We start from the raw sequence: 19,890 nt of genomic DNA on the forward strand, positions 1-19,890 counted from the left end.
TGGGATGCTTAAAGAAATAACCCGTGAGCGCTTGAAAGGATGTATTCTTTCAAGCGCTACACAGTCCTTAGTTTATGGGGACATATCCCGATTTCTCGATTAATTCTTGTCCTTCACTGGTCAACACCCAGTCGATCAAGTCGTCCACATGGGGATTATCGCTCCCAGCTGTCACCGCATAAAATTCAGCGGCAATCGGATACGTCTCATTTCGAATGCTATCCTTATCAGGGTACACTCCTTCAATTTCGATGTGCTTGATATCGCCGTTTTGGACCATTTCCGTAGAGAAATATCGAAATGAATAACCGATGGCGTTGCTGTAATTATGGTAGTCAGCCGTATCTGAAATGATGCCTCCCATGCCACTGGCCACGTCTTCAGTAGGGGGATCCATGAGAGGTGTGCTTCCCATCAAGTTTTCCAAAGCCGTTTGACTTCCGCTATCTGCTGAACGTTGAAAGGCACGAATAGATTCATCCTCCCCACCAACTTCACTCCAATTCGTAATCTCGCCAGAATAAATCCCCTGAATCTCTTCAACAGTTAAACTGTCCACCGGATTCTCTGAATTCACGAAGAATACAAAAGCTTCTCGGCCGATTGGAGTCAAGTTTAATTCTCTATTCACGCGCTCAGAATGCATGACTTGGCTTTCAGATGGTCCTGCCACAAAAATTACATCAGTGTCCCCATTAATTAATCGCTCATAAGCTACATCCGTTTGAGTAGATGCTACTTCACTCTGATATTCGTAAGGATCGTACTCTTTCTCAGGATACAAGGCTTGAGCAAATGCAGCGTAGACCGGGTAAAGGGCGGTGGCACCGTCCATCATTGGTAGCTCATCCTCGATATGAAAGCTCGATTCATTTTCTAATGTAGCCACTTTAGTCCCTTCTTCAAAGGGTTGATAATCGTACAAATCAACTCCACGGTTCGTGACCATTTTCAAGCTATCAATGTAGGCGTTGTATCCCCAATTTCCAACGAGCGCAATTGCTGCAAGGCAGGAAAACACAGCGGCACTAATGGTCATTGTCCTCTTTTTAATAGCAGTGAAAAAAGCGAGAAACATGAAAGCAATAACAGATGCCCCTGTGACTACAATAAAAGGTATATAAAATGTAGGCTCACCGGCTAAAGTAGCAACAACTATTCCAAAGAAGCCTCCAGAGACAATCAATCCAGTAAAAAATATAAAATAAACAATCTTTACTCCCATGTTCATGTTTAAATTCATAGCCATTCAACCTTCCTTAGCTCCGTTCGTTTAACTAGTTATTTGACCCGTTTGTTGCTGCAGCTGATCCCCCTGCTACCGCGGCAATCATCGCTGTTTGCTGAGCTTGGATAATCGTTTCCATTGTAGTGAATATCCCTGTTTCAATTAGTTCGTTTTGATCGACTTTTTCTCTCACGACAAAGTTTGTTGCCATGATTGTATTCATGTCTCGATGCCATTTAAACCATTTCATTCGGTTGAGCTCGTATACTAAATGCTCCACTTGGTTCAGGTCGTCCGATGATGCATGAGCCAACGCGAGCAAACCGATTTCTGGATAGTGCATCGGCTTGATTTTCACTTTTCTCCGCTTAAATTCTTCCCAAATAGATACACACGAGTTGGTCAAGTCATCGGGAGTCCTCTCTGTTTCTATGGATAGAATGTGACTTAAAAACTGCAAATCGTTCCCTTTGCGAAAACCATTCTGATTAAGCTCACGATAAAAGTGCTCAATATGGTTCATGAGCGGTTCAATGTCTTGATCTAGTTGAGCAAGAAGGACCGATAGTGGATAATCATTTTTTGACGTGATGAAGGGGTGATGTTGCTTCATTCCTTTATAAACGGAGAGAGAACGTTCAATGGATGTTTTGTGAGAACTATTATCGGAATCCCCTGCGAGCATGACTAAGGCAGCGATATAAGTAAACGTACCTCGCTTAAAACCACCTTTAACTAACTGTTCATAAAGATCGGTTAATTCCAAATATTTTTCTTTCGGATGATCAAAACGTTGATCAAGCATGGCAGCGGTCGTAAATCGCTGATAGGAACGCATTGTCGTAAACAAAGGTGATTTTTTCTTGATGTAGTCTGTTAAGTCGCTGTAGTCTTGTAAATGAAATGCGCTGTCATTTACGACATAAAATGAAGCTGCGATCATAAGAGTCCGTTGGTCATTTACTTGCCACCGGTGTTTAGAGCGCATTCTTTTATAAATATCCATATATTCTTTGAGAATATCAATCCTATTAAAGTTGCTCACCATGATCAACCTCCTTAAATTTGAAAAACATGATGAATTGTTTTGTAATTTTTATTACGATATAAGGAGATGAAAAGTTTCTTATGAATTCAATGGACATTCCATAGTTCATGACGACGAGAAATAGTCAAAGTCCCGGTCATGGCATAAAAAGATAAAATTTGTTCAAATCAGAAGTTTATTCTGAAAGGAGAATTCAGATGGTTCTACAAGTGAACTTACCAGTCCTTATCACTCTTTTTATATTAATAGCTATATTGATTGCGGGTGTGTCATTTCTCATATGGCGAAGTCAAAGATAATTGCAGGAGATGAACACTTGATTTTACAACTAGGCAGATGACGGACCCAAATCTTGCCTAGCAAAAACCACTCGGGAAGTATATATACATAAAATGGTATCATTGTTTTTCTCATAGTTGAACTAACTTTCTGTTTTTCATCAAAGGTTCATGGGTTTTCAGAAGAAAGGGAACGCAAAAATGCCACTTTAAAAGCAAATATTAACGTTGAAGTCGAAGCACATTCTTTGTGATGGCTGACGTTGATTGATATAATCCTAAGAGTGAAAATAGAACTAGGAGTGATTAGCAAATGAGTACAACAACACATCCTCAAGATTTAGGATTATTTCAAACGATTCAAGAACGCCATACCGTGCGGAAATATGAACAAGGTGTAGAAATTCCTGAACAGGAGTTAAATGAAATTATAGAAGCGGCGACTCAAGCCCCCTCTTCGTGGAACTTGCAACATTGGAAGTTTCTAGTTATTGATGATCAGCAGAAAAAGGAGCAATTGTTACCAATTGCTTATAATCAACAGCAAATTGTTGATAGCTCAGCTGTGATCGCTATTTTAGGAGATTTGGAAGCGAATAAAAATGCTGATGAAGTTTATCAAGGTGCGGTTGAGCAAGGGTTTATGACGGAAGACATCAAAAATACACTCGTGGGCCAAATTAATGGTGCATATGCGGGGGACACGCCTTTTCCTCGTGACGAAGCCGTTTTGAATGCTTCTTTAGCCTCTATGCAATTAATGCTTGCTGCAAAGGCAAAAGGCTACGACACGTGTCCGATGGGTGGATTCCAACGTGATCGTTTCGTTAAAGAATTCAATGTACCAGAACGATACGTGCCTGTAATGTTAATAACTGTAGGTAAAGCAGCCAAACCTGCTCATCAGTCTAGCCGTTTTCCATTAGAAGAAGTCGTAGTAAAGAACACATTTTAATTTAGGAGATGAAAATCTCGGGAGTGAGTAAACTCTCGGGATTTTTTTGATTTTGTAGTTAGATTGAGGAGGCTTGTAGTCGGTTTGGGAAGTCCTGTAGCCAGTTTGAGGTACCGTGTATCCCGTAGGAACTTTTGCAACCGGTTATCCTCAAATCACCGTTCCAGTTAAAAGAAAATTGGGCTTGTTCATTGGTTTATATTTTCCAAATGTCGGGTACTGTAGTGTCATAGTCATATCCTCGCAAGGAGGTGGAACAAATGGATAAGCAAGTTGTAGCGATTATGCACTCGTTAGATCAAAAAGAAGGTGTATTAAGAGAGCTTGAAATAAAAGGTGTCGATGAAGAAAACGTTCAGATTATTCACCGAGACGATGAAGATGCTAAACTATATTCGAAGCACTTTGAGCAAGGTGATTATGTCGTTATCGTTGAAGTGGAGAAAGACATTGGGCATATCCCTGTAGATAAAGAAGAAACAGTGAACCAACAACGGACACCCAAAGACCACCACCATCAGCCCCACCATCAAATGAAGCAAGGATTATAAATGCATGACTAAAGATCCCGGACCCTCCGGGATCTTTTTCTGTTCTGAGGTTACAAAGCAAACCAATCATTTCTATTAACAAAGGAAACTGTAACCAATATGGTAATTTTGAAGTGCAATTCAACGAAATTGTGCGTTTTTCGTGGTATCATTGATTCATAATGTAGTAAATTTCTATCTAATTAAAATAGATTGAATCTTCCAACATAATATAAGGGGGGCATCCCATTGCGTAATAGACCAGAACCATCTGTGGTGAAACATCCACATGTTCATAGATTAATTGAAAATGTTGAAAAAGTTGTTGTCGGGAAAAGTCGGGAAATAGAATTAAGTCTGATCGCTTTATTAAGTGGTGGCCATGTTCTATTAGAAGACGTTCCAGGAGTAGGGAAAACGATGATGGTCCGTGCCATGGCAAAATCTATTGGAGCGGAATTTAAACGGATTCAATTTACACCAGACTTGTTGCCATCTGATGTGACTGGTGTTTCTGTATTCAGTCAAAAAACAATGGAATTTCAATTTCGGCCAGGGCCTGTCATGACGAACATCGTTTTAGCAGACGAAATCAATCGTACGTCTCCAAAAACTCAAGCAGCTCTTTTAGAAGCGTTAGAGGAGGGGAGTGTGACCACTGATGGGGAAACAAGAGTATTGCCAGACCCATTTCTTGTCATGGCTACCCAAAACCCGATTGAATATGGAGGAACGTATCCATTGCCAGAGGCTCAACTTGACCGTTTCTTGTTTAAATTTAAAATCGGTTATCCATCAAAATCAGAAGAGCTAGAAGTATTAAACCGGGTGGAAAGCAGGCACCCGATTGAAGAATTACAGTCAGTTCTGAGCTTAGAAGACATCTTGGAAATGAAAAAAGAAGTAAAAGAAACATTCGTCAACGAGAATGTGAAACAGTATATTATCAATATTGTTAACGCTACACGTCAGCATCATGCTGTATTTCTAGGAGCCAGCCCCCGTGCGTCTATTGCCTTGATGAAAGCAGGACAAGCGTATGCTTACATGCAGGGACGGGACTATGTACTTCCGGATGATATTAAATATTTAGCGCCGTTTGCTCTGCAACACAGAATGATTTTAAACTCAGATGCGAAATTATCTAATGCAACGAATGAACGAGTCGTTTATGATGTCGTAGAACAAGTTCATATTCCAACCGGGAAAGAAACGGCTCGATGAGGTTTAGAAGAAGACAGACTCGTCTTCACCTTATATGGACGAGTATAAAATTTGTTTTGAAAGCATTGTTCGTTATTGGGTTATTCGTTGCTGTGTTTAGTTATGCCATGTTCCAAGGCGAGTTTGTAAGCTGGTTTTTATTTTACAGCATGGCTACTCTTGTTATTTTAATGTTGCTCTATTCAATCATTCCTCTTGGGAGTTTTGAAGTGACGAGAAATACAGGAGAGGGTGTGAAACCTTCGGGATCGGAAATGAAGGCGGAGGTGACCATTCGAAGAAAATGGCCCTTTCCATTTCTATACTTAACCGTGGAAGATGAGATGGAGGAAGGGTTAAGAAAACAGATGCCCCCTCATGCCTCAAAAATGATATTCTATCCAACGATCAAAAAAGAGCTCCAGTTCACGTACGTGATTCCTGAACTGAAGCGTGGAAAATACAAGTTATTCGGTGTGCACTTATCAACGAGCGATATGTTTGGCCTTTTTAAGAAGCGGAAATTCGTTCCTATCGAATCAGACCTGCTTGTTTATCCGCAGTATCACGAGATAGAGCGTTGGACCGCCTATGAAAAACACGAGTCAGAAACGATGATGGCCTCGCAAGATTTCGTGGAAGATATGACTTCGATTGCCGGAGCGAGGGAGTATGTACCTGGTGATAAACTGACTAGTATCGATTGGAAAGTGACAGCAAGAGCCAATAAGCTGATGACGAAAGAATTTGAAGAATATATCGGCCAAAACTTCTTGGTCGTGTTAAACAATCATGTTCCGGATGACCTGTTTTCCTCAATGGACGCCTACGAAAAGGGTGTGGAATTGGTCACTTCGATTATCATGTATGCTAATAAAAAGCACCTTCAAGTGGGCTTATGGACAATGGGAAAAGAGCGAAAACTCTTTCACCTTGATAAGGGGGAAGATCATCAAAAGAACATGGTCACTCACCTCTCGCAAATTCAACCAGACCTAGAAGGGAAATTTGCCACAAAGTTGTATGAAACAGAAGAGCAGATTCCATCTGGAGCTACGTTGATTATCGTTTCAGTGGAACTGACAGATGAAATGTTGCACCGTGTCAAAATTTTAGTTTCAAGACGTATTCAAGTCTATTTTGCGCTCATGAATAAAGGGAATGAGACTGATTTATGGGAACGGAAACGTTTCGAGGAACTTCGCAGAATTGGCGCGGAAGCCTATCTCTTATCAGGGGGGAACCTGGATGAGAACGTTACATCATATGAAGGTGGTTAAATGGCAAAGTTCAGAACAAAACCGATAAATTCAATCACGCATCTATTTATTTATGCGCTGACATTTTTACTTTTGTGGGAGTGGTTGCGACCGATCCCCGTTGTAACGAATACAGCAGAGATCCATCTGTTTGTATGGTTTGCTTTCTTTAGTACGGTATTGATTTATATAAGGGTTCCTTTTTGGCTGACGATCCCTACATTAATGATGGCCAGTATTTATGGGTTGCACATTATTTTTTATGAAGGCAGTTTCTTTAGTAGAGAAGGTGGATGGGAAACGGTTAAACTGTTTTCCAGTGAAGCATGGTATAATTTCGGGCTTATTTTTTCACGGGACTTTGCCTATTTAACGGATCCGTTTCGAACGTTTTTGTTTTTTCTATTGCTAGCGCTCATTTGTTATTTACTTTATTACTGGATTTTTCAGACAAGAAGAATTTTCTTTTTCTTGTTATCAACAATTATTTACATCACGGTGTTGGACACCTTCACACCTGTAGATGCATCTACAGCGATTATTAGAATAGTAATCATCGGATTTTTCATGTTAACGCTTCTTCATATGTTGAAAATCCAAGAAGAAGAACGGGCCCTTGGAAAACGTGGATCTTCGTTTATTTCGCCCGCTTGGATGTACACACTAATCTTGATGATCCTAGCTGCTACCTTCGTAGGTGTCATAGCCCCCAAACCTGATCCCCAATGGAGTGACCCTGTTCCGGCGATGCGAACATTGGTTTTAGGAGAAGGATCAGGAACTGGTTCTGGAGTAAGAAGAGTAGGTTATGGCGAAAATGATGAACGTCTCGGCGGAGGATTCGTTCAGGATAACAATGTTGTTTTCAGTGCAGAAGTAGAAGAAGCATCTTACTGGCGCGGTGAGTCAAAGCACGAATATACAGGTAAAGGATGGATTTCAGATCCATCCTATGTGGAGTCAGAGAGCGTATTTGAAGATGAAGTAGATTATTATATGTTTGAAGAACTAGCCGTATTGGAAGAACGGACCGTTTCTATTGTGATGGAGGAGGGTGTCGGGTTCTCTCATTTATTTTATCCTGGTCAGTTGAAACAACTCGATCGCGATTCATTGACGTACCTTTCAGGCAGCGAGGAAGGCAATAATGAATCTATACAATTTAATACGGACACAGTAAATGGGAGAGTCCAAGCGGAGGGAGAAGAGGACATCACCTTAACCAGTTATGATTTGGTCTATGACGATCCCACCTTTCCCATTGAAACGTTAAGAGAGGGTAGTGAAGAGGATCCAACCGAGATCCAAGAACTTTATCTTCAGCTACCTGATGATTTACCGGATCGTGTCGTTGAATTAGCTGAAGAAATTGTTGAAGATGAAGACAATCGCTACGATAAAGCCGTCGCAGTAGAGCAATATTTTTCTCGAAACGGCTTCGAGTATCAGACTACGGACGTACCTGTTCCTGATGAAGACGAGGACTATGTCGATCAGTTCTTGTTTGAAACACAAGTAGGCTATTGTGATAACTACTCCACGTCAATGGCTGTCTTACTTCGTGCATTGGATATCCCAACACGATGGGTAAAAGGGTTTACTGCAGGGGAAGAGATTGAAGAAACAGAAAATGACCGGACGATATACGAAGTGGCAAACGGAAACGCTCACTCGTGGGTGGAAGTCTACTTTCCAGAAGTAGGTTGGGTCCCGTTTGAACCTACGCAAGGGTTTGATAACTACGCTGATTTCGAGGAAGAAGAAATAGACATTGACGTTGACTCAGAACAGAATAATTTAGAGGATCCTGAAAGACCAGACACGGGGATGGATGAAGACTTGTTAGGTGATTTGGATGAAGGGATGGAGAGTGAAACGGACACTGAAGTTAGCGGAGGATCCGACGAAAATTGGATCGATTTCTCTCAGTTCCTCACGCTTAAGTCTTTGTTGATCTCACTTGTAACACTAGTTATGGTCATGGTCATTTACGAGAAGCAGAATCGCTTACAAAATCATTATTTCATATGGCATTATCGTTTCATGGGAAATGATCAGCGCTATTTAACGGCTTACCAGCGATTGTTGTGGATTCTTGAAAACGAAGGACTTCCCCGTGGTGAAGGTGAAACGTTAAGAGAATATGCAAAGCGGATGGACTTAGCGTTAAACTCTCAAGCCATGAGTAAACTAACGAAAACTTATGAGAAAGTATACTATGGGGGTTATAAACCCGATGGAGACTGGGAAGAGCGTCAAAAAGATTGGGAAGAAATTGTCAAGTCACTGAACTCTTGACCAACCTAAAAGCAATTGATAAAATGAATCAGTGATTATAAGAAAAGTGCAAAGAGCCTTTAGCAAGACAACGTAAAGGAAAAATTTCCGTTACGTGCTAATAAGTGTAACTTGTCCGTTTATTGGTGACTTTGCGATAGTAAAACCATATGCATACCTCATATATCCTTGAGAATACGGCTCAAGAGTCTCTACCGGGTTGCCTTAAACAACCTGACTATGAAGGTGGATATTTCTTGATCTTTAGCTGGAAATTCTGCCTTCGTATTTTTTTTGATACGAGGTAGGTTTTTCAGCTTTTTTTATTCGTTACTTAAATAGGAGCGTATAAAAGGTGATCTCCCTGCTCTCACTTGAGAAAGAATGTTCCAAACCTTTCCCTGTAAGTACTCGAAGAAAGGGAGAAGGTCACTTACCTGATTAAAATGAAGAGGTGGAAAAACATGAAGGAAATTAACGAGAAAGTTATCGTGTTAGATTTTGGTGGTCAGTACAATCAATTGATTACTCGACGTATTCGTGATTTAGGCGTGTTCAGTGAGCTTGTGTCTCATAAAATCACAGCTGCAGAAGTAAAAGAAATGAATCCTAAAGGCATCATCTTCTCAGGAGGGCCAGGAAGTGTTTATGCAGACGGTGCCCCTCGATGTGATGAAGAGATATTCGATTTAGGCATTCCAGTTTTAGGAATTTGTTACGGCATGCAGTTAATGACTCATCACTTCGAAGGATCCGTGGAGGCAGCAAACCATCGTGAATACGGGAAAGCGATGATTACGATTGAACATGACTCTAAATTATTTGGGGATCTGCCAAAACAGCAATCTGTATGGATGAGTCATGGGGACTTGGTTAAGGCTCCACCGGCCGGGTTTACTGTAGATGCGACGAACGTCTCTTGTCCTGTGGCATCAATGAGTGATGAAAGCCGCGGGTTATATGGCGTTCAGTTCCACCCTGAAGTACGAAATTCTGAATACGGCAATGAAATGCTAAAGAACTTTATTTATGACGTTTGTCACTGTGATGGCAAATGGTCAATGGAAAACTTTATCGACATCGAAGTGGAAAAAATTCGCGAAAGTGTTGGGGAAAGAAAGGTTCTTTGTGCACTAAGTGGAGGGGTCGACTCTTCTGTCGTAGCAGCATTGATTCATAAAGCCATTGGAGACCAGTTGATCTGTATGTTTATTGATCATGGTCTGTTACGAAAAGATGAAGCGGAAAGTGTCATGGAAACGTTTGGTGATCGTTTTGACATGAACCTCGTAAAAATTGACGCTCAAGACCGTTTTCTTTCGAAGTTAACTGGAGTAAAAGATCCAGAACAAAAGCGTAAAATTATTGGAAATGAATTCATCTATGTTTTTGAAGAAGAAGCAGGAAAACTTACTGAGGTGGACTTCCTTGCTCAAGGAACGCTTTATACAGACATTATTGAAAGTGGCACGGACACAGCCCAAACAATTAAGTCTCACCACAATGTCGGCGGCCTTCCTGAAAATATGAAATTAGATTTAATTGAACCTTTAAATACATTATTTAAAGACGAAGTACGCGAAGTAGGAGCTGAATTGGGCTTACCTGATGAGATAGTATGGCGCCAACCATTCCCAGGACCTGGTTTAGGTATTCGTGTTCTTGGGGAAATTACAGACGATAAATTAGAAATCGTTCGGGAGTCTGACGCGATTCTTCGGGAAGAAATCAAAAAAGCCGGACTAGATCGGGAAATTTGGCAATATTTCACCGCTCTTCCTGATATGCGAAGTGTCGGTGTCATGGGTGACGAACGAACGTATGATTACACCGTAGGTATTCGAGCGGTCACGTCGATTGATGGAATGACTTCTGACTGGGCTAGAATCCCTTATGATGTATTGGAAGTGATTTCTACCCGGATTGTTAACGAAGTGAAAGATGTCAACCGTGTCGTGTACGATATCACTTCAAAGCCACCAAGTACGATTGAGTGGGAATAAACGGACTAGATCATTGTCATAAAAACGAACAAAACCTCTATGAAACGGATTAATATTCGTGTTTTAGGTTGACAAGAACAATTTAGCTTGCTACACTAACAAATGTGAAAAGTATCTGTCGAATATTCGTATAATTTCGGGAATAGGGCCCGAACGTTTCTACCGGGCTACCGTAAACAGCCCGACTACGAATGATGATGCATAGATAGGTGTAGCGAGTTGTATTATTTTTGATCTCGTTCTTATGCCGTCCTGCTTTGTTATTTGTAGAATATAGAAACTTAGAGCCCTGATTCCTCGTGAGGAATCAGGGCTCTTTTTGTTTGCATTGCAAGTTTTAATAGGGATCACAGATTACAATGGTGAAAGGGAGTATGGGAGAGATGGATCGTTATTTTCGTTTTGATGAATTAGGGACTAATTATAAGAGAGAAATTCTCGGTGGGATCACCACTTTTCTTGCCATGGCTTACATCTTATTTGTAAATCCAAATGTTTTAGAGCCAACAGGTATGGACACAGGGGCGATATATGTTGCCACAGCACTAGCTGCAGCAATCGGTACAATTATTATGGGGCTCATTGCCAAGTATCCAATAGCATTGGCACCAGGAATGGGTTTAAATGCGTTTTTCACTTATTCTGTCGTGTTGGGCATGGGAATACCTTGGGAAACAGCTCTTCTAGGTGTTTTTGTATCTGGTATTATTTTTATCATTATTACTTTAGTTGGGATTCGAGAATTTATCATCAACGCCATTCCTGCAGAATTAAAGTTTGCAGCAGGGGCCGGAATTGGGCTTTTCATAGCATTTATCGGATTGCAAAATGCAGGCATCGTCGTAGGATCAGAGGCGACTCTTGTTGAAATTGGAAATCTTGCCAATCCAACCACGTTATTAGCTGTATTCGGTGTTATTATTACAGTGGTGTTTATGAGTTTAGGGCTTCGTGGTGGGATTTTTTACGGTATGATCGTCACAGCCATTGTGGGGATGATTTTCTCTGTCATTCCGTTGCCGGCAGGGAGCCCCATTGGATCGATTCCAAGTTTAGCGCCAACATTTGGGGCCGCGTTCAGCCCGTTTGGTGAAATGGCTTTAGGAGAAATTTTCACATTACAATTAATGATCGTCATTTTGACTTTCTTGTTTGTTGACTTTTTCGATACGGCCGGAACATTATACGCCGTAGCGAATCAAGCTGGATTTGTGAAGGATAACAAGCTTCCACGGGCGCAGCGTGCCTTGCTTGCCGATTCATCAGCAACGTCTATCGGTGCGATCTTAGGAACATCGACTACAACAGCTTACATTGAGTCTACATCAGGGATTGCTGCTGGTGCGAGAACTGGATTTGCTTCACTAGTAACAGGGGTGTTATTTTTAATCGCATTATTGTTCTCGCCTCTTCTTGTAGTGGTGACAGCTGAAGTAACAGCTCCAGCTCTGATCGTCGTAGGTGTATTGATGGCAGGTGCTTTATCCAACATCGATTGGAAAAAATTCGAGGTGGCTGTACCTGCATTTTTCACAGTGATTGCGATGCCTTTAACCTATAGTATTGCTACGGGGATAGCGCTCGGTTTTATCATGTATCCAATCACGATGGTGTGTAAAGGACGTTATAAAGAAGTTCATCCGATTATGTATGTATTGCTCGTTGTGTTTGTATTGTATTTTGTTTATTTAGGTGAATAGCATAGATATAAGGCGCTCTTCTTCAACGAAGGAGGGCGCTTTTTTTGTATGGGAAATCCATCGTTAAGGACGTTGCGTATATCCTGAGGCTGTAAAAGTAACGGCGTTTTCGATTAGTTGACTTAAATTATACTGGTGAGAAGAAAGAATTAAGCATGAAAAAGAAGAAATTGAGACATTCTAAAGGAAAGTTATGCCACCAATGAAGAGGAGGTCTTCCCTTGCCAGCGATTGTTTCAGTCAGTACAGAAATGCCTCCGTATGAGATGAACCAACAAGAAACGAGAGAGCTTGTTTACGATCTGTTTTCAGCTTCCGTATCCCAGATTGATCGTTTAATTAAAATATTCGACCACAGCGGGATCGATAGCCGTCAATTCATGGCTCCGAAATCATGGTATCTCGAATCTCATACATTTGCAGAAAAAAATGCACTATATGTAGATTCAGCGGTAGATTTAGGGGTGAAAGCAATTCGTTCCTGCCTAAAAGGGACGAACGAACGGATATCATGCCATCTTGAAGAGATTGATGCTTTCATTTATATTTCCAGTTCAGGTATATCCACACCAACAATTGATGCCAAAATCATGAATAAGTTATCCTTCTCCCCCCATGTGAAAAGAATTCCGATTTGGGGGTTAGGATGTGCAGGAGGAGCTGCTGGCCTAAGCAGAGCTTATGACTTCTGCAAGGCATATCCGAAAGCGAAAGTTCTGGTTCTTTGCACTGAATTTTGCAGTTTAACCTTTGCAAAAGATGACCGATCTAAAAGTAACTTAGTAGGGACCTCTCTTTTTGGCGATGGCGTAGCTTGTGCATTAGTAGCTGGGGATCAAGTTGATTTAAAAGAAAACAGACTTCCGTATATTGAGGGAACTCAATCGACATTCATGCCTGATTCAGAAGACATCATGGGATGGGATCTTCAAGAAGATGGGCTTCATGTGATTTTTTCAAGAGACATTCCTAACGTTATTGAAAAGTGGCTCAAACCGAATGTGGAAATGTTTTTATCATCCATGGCGGTAGAGTTTAATGATATAAATGCTTTTGTTGCTCATCCAGGTGGGAAGAAAGTGTTAACGGCGTATGAATTTGCTCTAGGTTATACAGAGGAGATGACGGAATTACCGAGAAAGGTTTTAAGAAGTCACGGAAATATGTCTTCGCCTACGGTTCTGTATGTATTGAAAGAATTTATGGAGCAGTCATATGAAGAAGGCGAAAAGGGTTTGCTTACAGCTTTAGGACCTGGGTTTAGCTCAGAGCTTCTACTTTTGAATTGGAGGACGTTGTAGTCATGGTGTTTTCCGTGCTGTGGACAATCGTGGTTGTACAGAGAGTGATGGAATTGGCTTATGCGAAAAGAAATGAGAGATGGATGCGAGAAAGAGGAGCGATTGAGTACGGCCAAAGTCATTACAAGTGGATCGTTTTCATTCATGTTGGCTTTTTCGTGGTGTTGTTGATGGAATGGTTCGTTGGTGTCGGAGCGTTGCACCCATTTTGGCCTGCATTAACCGGTATCTTCCTTATCTTACAAGGCATGCGCATAGGGGTCCTTGTCTCATTAGGGCGATTTTGGAATACGAAAATATTAGTGATCCCAGGTGAAAAACTAGTTTCAAAAGGCTTGTATCGTGGGAGGCTTAGGCACCCAAACTATCTCATTGTATCCATGGAGTTATTTCTCTTCCCGTTAATCTTTCAGGCTTACTTCACAGCGATATTATTCACAGTGATCAATACACTCTTTCTATTGTTCGTGCGAATTCCAGTTGAAGAAGAAGCATTAGGAGTCACCGGAAGCCCATCAGTATTGAAAGAATAAGGCTAAAACATGGAGAATATTAAAGAAAAACAAAAAGGTCAAAAAAGATCAAACTTCTGTCTTGATCTTTTTTGACCTTTGTTTTATACTGAAGTCATTAAAAGGTCAAAGATAGTCAAAGTCAAACTATCAGATAAAGGAGGAAATAAAATGACATGTCAACAGTGCAATCAGAAGGAAGCGACAATTTTTTGGAAGGTATCGGTGAATGGTCAGGAACAATCTGCACAGTTATGTTCTCAGTGTTATCAAACGTTAAGTCAGAACACGATTCATTCAGCAGGACCATCCAATTTGTCAGGGCGAGCAAACAAATCGGAAAGTCATTCAAACCCAGTGCAACAACCAGACCAAGAACAGAAGTCAGGAATCTTAGAAAAGTACGGGAGAGAGCTGACCGAACTTGCGAAAAAAGGATTAATCGACCCTGTCATTGGCAGAGAAAATGAAATCACTCAAGTTGCAGAAGTGCTTAATCGGAGAAATAAAAATAATCCGGTGTTGGTTGGTGAGCCAGGAGTAGGGAAAACGGCGATAGCTGAAGGACTTGCTCTAAAGATCAATGAGGGGAGCGTACCTGCGAAATTGCAAGGAAAAAAGCTAATATCATTGGATGTAGCCTCACTCATGTCAGGCACAAGCTACCGCGGTCAGTTTGAAGAAAAGGTCAAACAACTCATTGAGGAATTAGAACAAGATACAGATATTATTCTATTTATCGATGAAATTCATCAGCTTGTAGGTGCAGGAAAAACAGAAGGTTCCACAGACGCTGGTAATATATTGAAGCCTGCGCTTGCAGGAGGACAAATTCAAGTAATTGGCGCAACGACATATAATGAGTATCGCATCATCGAAAAAGATGCAGCTCTAGAGCGTCGTTTTGAACCGGTTCATGTGAAAGAGCCTAATGTAGAAGATATGATTGAGATCTTAAAAGGATTGGCGCCAAAATATGAAGCGTATCATGGCGTAACGTATCCTGAGGAAGTCCTTGAAGCGTGTGCCAAATTATCTCATCGCTATATTCAAGATCGACGATTACCAGACAAAGCGATTGATCTCATGGATGTGTCAGGGGCAAAGCTAAATTTACATGAAGGATCAGGAAACAAAGATGAAATAGAAGCTCGTTTAGCTAAAATTGAGAAAGAGAAGCAAGAAGCAGCTGAGAAAGAAAATTATGAACAAGCTGCGAAACTTCGCCAAGAAGAACTGAAATTACAGGAGCGAATGAAAAACATTTCAGAACGTGAATTAGTTGTTCAAGTAGCTCATATTCAAAAAATTATTGAACAAAAAACGGGTATTCCAGTACAGAAGCTTGAACAAGCTGAACAGGAAAAGCTCCAGCATTTACAAGGAAATTTAGAAGCAAAAGTCATTGGTCAAAAAGAAGCTGTCACTGCAGTCACAAAAGCAGTCCGTCGTGGACGAGCTGGTTTCAGAAGAGAAGGACGTCCTATGGCATCGTTTATGTTTCACGGTCAAACAGGGGTGGGCAAAACGGAGTTAACTAGAGCTTTGGCAGAAGAGATGTTTGGTGACCGAGAGGCTATGTTAAGGCTGGATATGAGTGAATTCATGGAAAAGCATAGTGTATCTAAGCTGATAGGTTCTCCGCCAGGCTATGTGGGACACGAAGATGCAGGTCAGTTAACAGAATTAGTCCGACGCAGACCCTATGCGATTATTCTCTTGGATGAAATGGAAAAAGCCCATCCCGATGTTCAGCATATGTTCTTGCAAGTGCTAGAAGATGGTCGATTAACTGATAGTCATGGTCGGACAGTAAGTTTTAAAGACACGATCCTTGTAATGACTACGAATGCCAATCCTTTGGATGCCTACTTCAAGCGGGAGTTTATGAACCGCCTAGATCGAATTGTTCAATTCAAAGCGTTGAAAAAAGAGGAGCTAAAAGCGATTACGAAGCTCATGTTAAATGAAGTCATTGAACAGAGTCAGAAGCAAGGTATTACTCTATCTATTACTGATCGTGCTATCGAAACTCTGGCGGAGTTAGGTTACGATCCTAAATATGGAGCTAGGCCTCTTCGCAGAACCATTCAAGAGCAAGTAGAAGATCGGATTGTCGACCTCATTATGGAGAAGGAAAAAGTAACCATGTGTACAGTGGATGCAATTGAAGGAGAGATTAACATTATTACAGAAAACAAAAAGTAGATCATAGGCGAGCCTGAATGAAGCTGTAAAAGCTTTGTTTAGGCTTTTTTAGTTAAAAAATGTGTTTAGTCAGGGTCCGTTATAAAAGGGTGAGCTAATAAATACATAAGGCCGTAAGCATGGGATTATTTAAGCATATAAAAGTGGTTGAATGTAATCTGACGAAAAAGTGTAAACAATGTCGATAATTGTGGAATATTTTGGATATGTTTCTATATCTTTTTTTGGAAATTGGGTTTAAAATTACAAGGAAATAGATGATATAGAAAGATAAAGGTTGATTATCATTATATAAATCGAATATATGATGATTTAAGATATATTACACTCTAATATCAAGATTTATGGAGGGTTTAATGGTGCTTGCGACGATCATGGATCAAGTGGTGGGAATGATTGTGATTATTTTCGTGATCAATATTGTATACGTTACCTTGTTTACAATGCGGATGATATTAACATTGAAAGGACAGCGCTATTTTGCCGCAGCAACGAGCATGATTGAGATTATTATTTATATTATAGGATTAGGAATTGTCTTGGATAATTTAGATCGAATTGAAAATGTGGTTGCCTACGCTGTCGGCTATGCAATCGGTGTTCTTGTAGGAATGAGGATTGAAGAAAAACTGGCATTAGGGTATATTACAGTTAATGTGATTACGAGAGAATACGAGCACGATATCCCGAACCGCCTCCGCGATCAAGGATATGGGGTTACCAATTGGGTGGCCTACGGTCGTGAAGGAGAACGGTTGATGATGGAAATCCTTACCTCCCGTAAATCTGAAGGGAAACTGTATCAGATGGTAAAGACGTTGGACCCACAAGCGTTTATTATCTCTCATGAAACGAAAGCATTTTTCGGAGGTTTTTGGCTTAAAGGAGTGAAACGATAGGTATATGGCAAAAAAGAAGAAACAGCGTTTTTACGTAGAAGAAAATGAAACAATCGACCAATGTCTGGCCCGAATGAAGAAAGAAAACTACATCCCAGTGCGCCGAATGGAGGAACCTGTTTTAAAGGAAGTCAAAGGCGGAAAGAAGAACGATGTAGAAGTAGCGTATCAACGAATTGTCTTTGAGGGAAAACTGATAGATGATAACTAATGATGTAGATCAACCCCCCAGCTATGACGAACGCTGGGGGGTTTTAGAGTGAAATCTTCTTCTATGCTGAAAAAAAGGTAACCTATGCACAAAAACAAGGCATCAATGCTGAAAAAACGTAGTTCTATGCACAAAAACAGTACATCAATGCTGAAATACATTGTTCTATGCGCAAAGCATCCAATCCTGCCCTAAAAATAACCCGTAAACCAATGTTTTTGACAAATGTCCACGTGAAAAGAACACGATCGGAGGCTAATTCCGAACAATTATCTGGAAATACTTTTAAATGTTCGAAAACCGTTGACTCTCCCAGCGCCTATTGTTATGATGAATACAACAAACAAATACGTGACCTCATATAATATAGGGGATAGGGCCCAAAAGTTTCTACCTGCTTACCGTAAATAAGCAGACTATGAGGGAGATGGACACAAATGTACGCGATGAGAGGACAGATTAGCTTCACTGGACTCAATTTTGTTTCGCTCAATTTCGATTGTGCGACAATCTAACATTGTATATCTACTAAACGTGTCTTATTGTCCCTCGTAGTGATCGGATGATAAGAGACGTTTTTTTATTTTATCGAAAAACTTGGTATCATTGTAGTGGTGAAACTTTTGGAACAACTAACAGGAGGTTATTTAATGACAGTTAAAGTTGGCGTGATTATGGGGTCTACTTCAGATTGGGAAACAATGAAATTCACAGCAGAAACGCTTAAGGAAATAGGCGTTCCCTTTGAAACGAAAGTCGTATCGGCTCACCGGACACCTGATTTAATGTTCGAATACGCAGAAACTGCTAGAGGACGAGGCCTTGAAGTCATTATCGCAGGGGCGGGCGGTGCCGCTCATCTTCCAGGAATGGTGGCAGCAAAGACAACGATTCCTGTCATCGGAGTCCCTGTGCAGTCCAAAGCACTTGACGGCATGGATTCTCTTCTCTCCATTGTTCAAATGCCAGCGGGGGTTCCCGTCGCGACAGTAGCTATTGGAAAAGCGGGAGCAACAAATGCAGCCCTTTTAGCGGCACAGCAACTATCCGTGTACGATGAGGAGATTCATCGGCGACTTGAGTTGCGTCGTGAGAAAAAGCGTCAAGAAGTGATGCAAGAAGGAGAGTTGACATGAAAAATATGAGAATTGAACCAGGGCAGACAATTGGAATTCTCGGTGGCGGTCAGCTTGGACGAATGATGGCTTTATCGGCAAAAGAAATGGGTTATCGTGTTGCTGTACTTGAGCCGACACTTGATTCACCGTGTGGCCAAGTGGCAGATTATCAAGTGGAAGGCGCTTATGACGACTTAGAAGCTGCTGGAAAGCTGGCTGAAATATGCGACGTTCTCACCTATGAGTTTGAAAATATCGACTCGAAAACAGCTACTTGGTTAGAACAAAACATGTATCTTCCCCAGGGAAGTGACTTACTTGAAATCTCACAGGACCGTATTCATGAGAAGCAAGCTATCAAATCATTTCAAGTTCCGGTCGTTCGGTATCGCTCAGTGGAAACAGCGAATGAACTGCAAAAAGCGAGAGAAGCACTTGGTCTTCCCGCTGTTTTGAAAACAGGGCGAGGTGGTTATGACGGAAAAGGTCAAGCCGTCATCCACACTAATAACGATATTCCTGAAGCTTGGAATGCACTGCAAGGAAAAGGGCCCTTCGTATTAGAATCATGGGTTGATTTTGAAAGAGAACTTTCTGTCATTGTTACAAGGAGCACGACAGGAGAAATGATGACATTTCCGGTGGCAGAAAATGTCCATAAGAATGGGATTCTGCATCAGACTATCGTACCTGCACGAATCCCTTATGAAATCGAACAACAAGCGATTAAAGTGGCTACCCATTTAGCAGAGTCCTTTCATTTAATAGGAACGTTGGCAGTGGAAATGTTCGTAACCGATGATCAGATGGTCTACGTCAATGAATTAGCACCGAGACCACACAATTCTGGTCATTTCTCGATCAATGCTTGTGAGACTTCTCAGTTTGAGCAGCACATTCGCGCAATTTGTGGTTTGCCATTAGGAAGTACGAAGTTATTGAAGCCGGCAGTTATGGTCAACATATTAGGCGAGCACACCGACTCCATTGTTGACGAATTGTCTAACCTTCCCGATGGACACCTGCACTTATATGGAAAGAAAGAATCTCGCCCTGGCCGAAAAATGGGCCACATCACATTTTTAACTAATGATATGGAACAAACATTGGAAGAAATTAATCAATCACCTGTTTGGAAAGAAGATAAATAATAGGAGGCA

Annotated in this window: 16 protein-coding genes and 3 riboswitches; of the genes, 14 read left to right on the forward strand and 2 right to left on the reverse strand. The window is 41.1% G+C overall.

The genetic code is table 11. The annotated features are described in order from the left end of the window. Positions 1-67: 67 nt before the first annotated feature. The gene (locus CR194_RS15395) at positions 68-1,249 is read right to left on the reverse strand and encodes a PstS family phosphate ABC transporter substrate-binding protein (protein ID WP_332888677.1); all 1,182 of its coding nucleotides are present in this window, start codon (positions 1,247-1,249) and stop codon (positions 68-70) included. Positions 1,250-1,277: 28 nt separating this feature from the next. Continuing rightward, the gene (locus CR194_RS15400) at positions 1,278-2,273 is read right to left on the reverse strand and encodes a DUF4003 family protein (protein ID WP_158282293.1); all 996 of its coding nucleotides are present in this window, start codon (positions 2,271-2,273) and stop codon (positions 1,278-1,280) included. A 594-nt stretch (positions 2,274-2,867) separates the two neighbouring features. Here CR194_RS15400 and CR194_RS15405 point away from each other — a divergent pair. From CR194_RS15405 to purK, 14 genes are all read left to right on the forward strand, one after another. Then, positions 2,868-3,509, forward strand: coding sequence for a nitroreductase family protein (locus CR194_RS15405; protein ID WP_110610654.1), 642 nt, complete (start codon positions 2,868-2,870; stop codon positions 3,507-3,509). Between the two features lie 260 nt (positions 3,510-3,769). Further along, complete coding sequence (locus CR194_RS15410; RefSeq protein WP_110610656.1) at positions 3,770-4,060, forward strand: hypothetical protein; 291 nt, start codon at positions 3,770-3,772, stop codon at positions 4,058-4,060. A gap of 228 nt (positions 4,061-4,288) precedes the next feature. Next, positions 4,289-5,263, forward strand: coding sequence for an AAA family ATPase (locus CR194_RS15415; protein ID WP_110610658.1), 975 nt, complete (start codon positions 4,289-4,291; stop codon positions 5,261-5,263). Beyond that, entirely contained in the window at positions 5,260-6,522 is a 1,263-nt protein-coding gene (locus CR194_RS15420) for a DUF58 domain-containing protein (RefSeq protein ID WP_110610660.1), read from the forward strand. The genes CR194_RS15415 and CR194_RS15420 overlap by 4 nt, the downstream gene beginning before the upstream one ends. Beyond that, complete coding sequence (locus CR194_RS15425; RefSeq protein ID WP_110610662.1) at positions 6,523-8,799, forward strand: DUF4129 domain-containing transglutaminase family protein; 2,277 nt, start codon at positions 6,523-6,525, stop codon at positions 8,797-8,799. Positions 8,800-8,937: 138 nt separating this feature from the next. Further along, positions 8,938-9,039: riboswitch (purine riboswitch) on the forward strand. A 203-nt stretch (positions 9,040-9,242) separates the two neighbouring features. Continuing rightward, on the forward strand, positions 9,243-10,781 hold the full coding sequence (guaA, locus tag CR194_RS15430; protein WP_110610664.1) for a glutamine-hydrolyzing GMP synthase: 1,539 nt from the start codon (positions 9,243-9,245) through the stop codon (positions 10,779-10,781). A 106-nt stretch (positions 10,782-10,887) separates the two neighbouring features. Continuing rightward, positions 10,888-10,989, forward strand: a riboswitch (purine riboswitch). Positions 10,990-11,164: 175 nt separating this feature from the next. Then, entirely contained in the window at positions 11,165-12,481 is a 1,317-nt protein-coding gene (locus CR194_RS15435; protein WP_110611108.1) for an NCS2 family permease, read from the forward strand. 221 nt (positions 12,482-12,702) lie between these two features. After that, entirely contained in the window at positions 12,703-13,782 is a 1,080-nt protein-coding gene (locus tag CR194_RS15440) for a type III polyketide synthase (RefSeq protein ID WP_110610666.1), read from the forward strand. Positions 13,783-13,784: 2 nt separating this feature from the next. Then, the gene (locus CR194_RS15445) at positions 13,785-14,315 is read left to right on the forward strand and encodes an isoprenylcysteine carboxyl methyltransferase family protein (protein WP_110610668.1); all 531 of its coding nucleotides are present in this window, start codon (positions 13,785-13,787) and stop codon (positions 14,313-14,315) included. Positions 14,316-14,465: 150 nt separating this feature from the next. Further along, on the forward strand, positions 14,466-16,502 hold the full coding sequence (locus tag CR194_RS15450) for an ATP-dependent Clp protease ATP-binding subunit (RefSeq protein WP_110610670.1): 2,037 nt from the start codon (positions 14,466-14,468) through the stop codon (positions 16,500-16,502). Positions 16,503-16,858: 356 nt separating this feature from the next. Continuing rightward, the gene (locus CR194_RS15455) at positions 16,859-17,401 is read left to right on the forward strand and encodes a DUF2179 domain-containing protein (protein WP_233254390.1); all 543 of its coding nucleotides are present in this window, start codon (positions 16,859-16,861) and stop codon (positions 17,399-17,401) included. A 4-nt stretch (positions 17,402-17,405) separates the two neighbouring features. Next, positions 17,406-17,612 carry an NETI motif-containing protein gene (locus tag CR194_RS15460; protein WP_110610672.1) on the forward strand — a complete coding sequence of 69 codons (207 nt, stop codon included), beginning with the start codon at positions 17,406-17,408 and terminating at the stop codon, positions 17,610-17,612. Positions 17,613-17,949: 337 nt separating this feature from the next. Then, a riboswitch (purine riboswitch) is annotated at positions 17,950-18,051 on the forward strand. Positions 18,052-18,262: 211 nt separating this feature from the next. Next, a complete protein-coding gene (purE, locus tag CR194_RS15465; protein ID WP_110610674.1) occupies positions 18,263-18,748 on the forward strand; it encodes a 5-(carboxyamino)imidazole ribonucleotide mutase in 486 nt (161 codons plus the stop codon). After that, a complete protein-coding gene (gene purK / locus CR194_RS15470) occupies positions 18,745-19,881 on the forward strand; it encodes a 5-(carboxyamino)imidazole ribonucleotide synthase (RefSeq protein ID WP_110610676.1) in 1,137 nt (378 codons plus the stop codon). The genes purE and purK overlap by 4 nt, the downstream gene beginning before the upstream one ends. The last annotated feature ends 9 nt before the right edge of the window (positions 19,882-19,890 follow it).

Origin of the sequence: Salipaludibacillus keqinensis, from assembly GCF_003226325.1 — a bacterium.
GTDB lineage: Bacteria > Bacillota > Bacilli > Bacillales > Salisediminibacteriaceae > Salipaludibacillus > Salipaludibacillus keqinensis.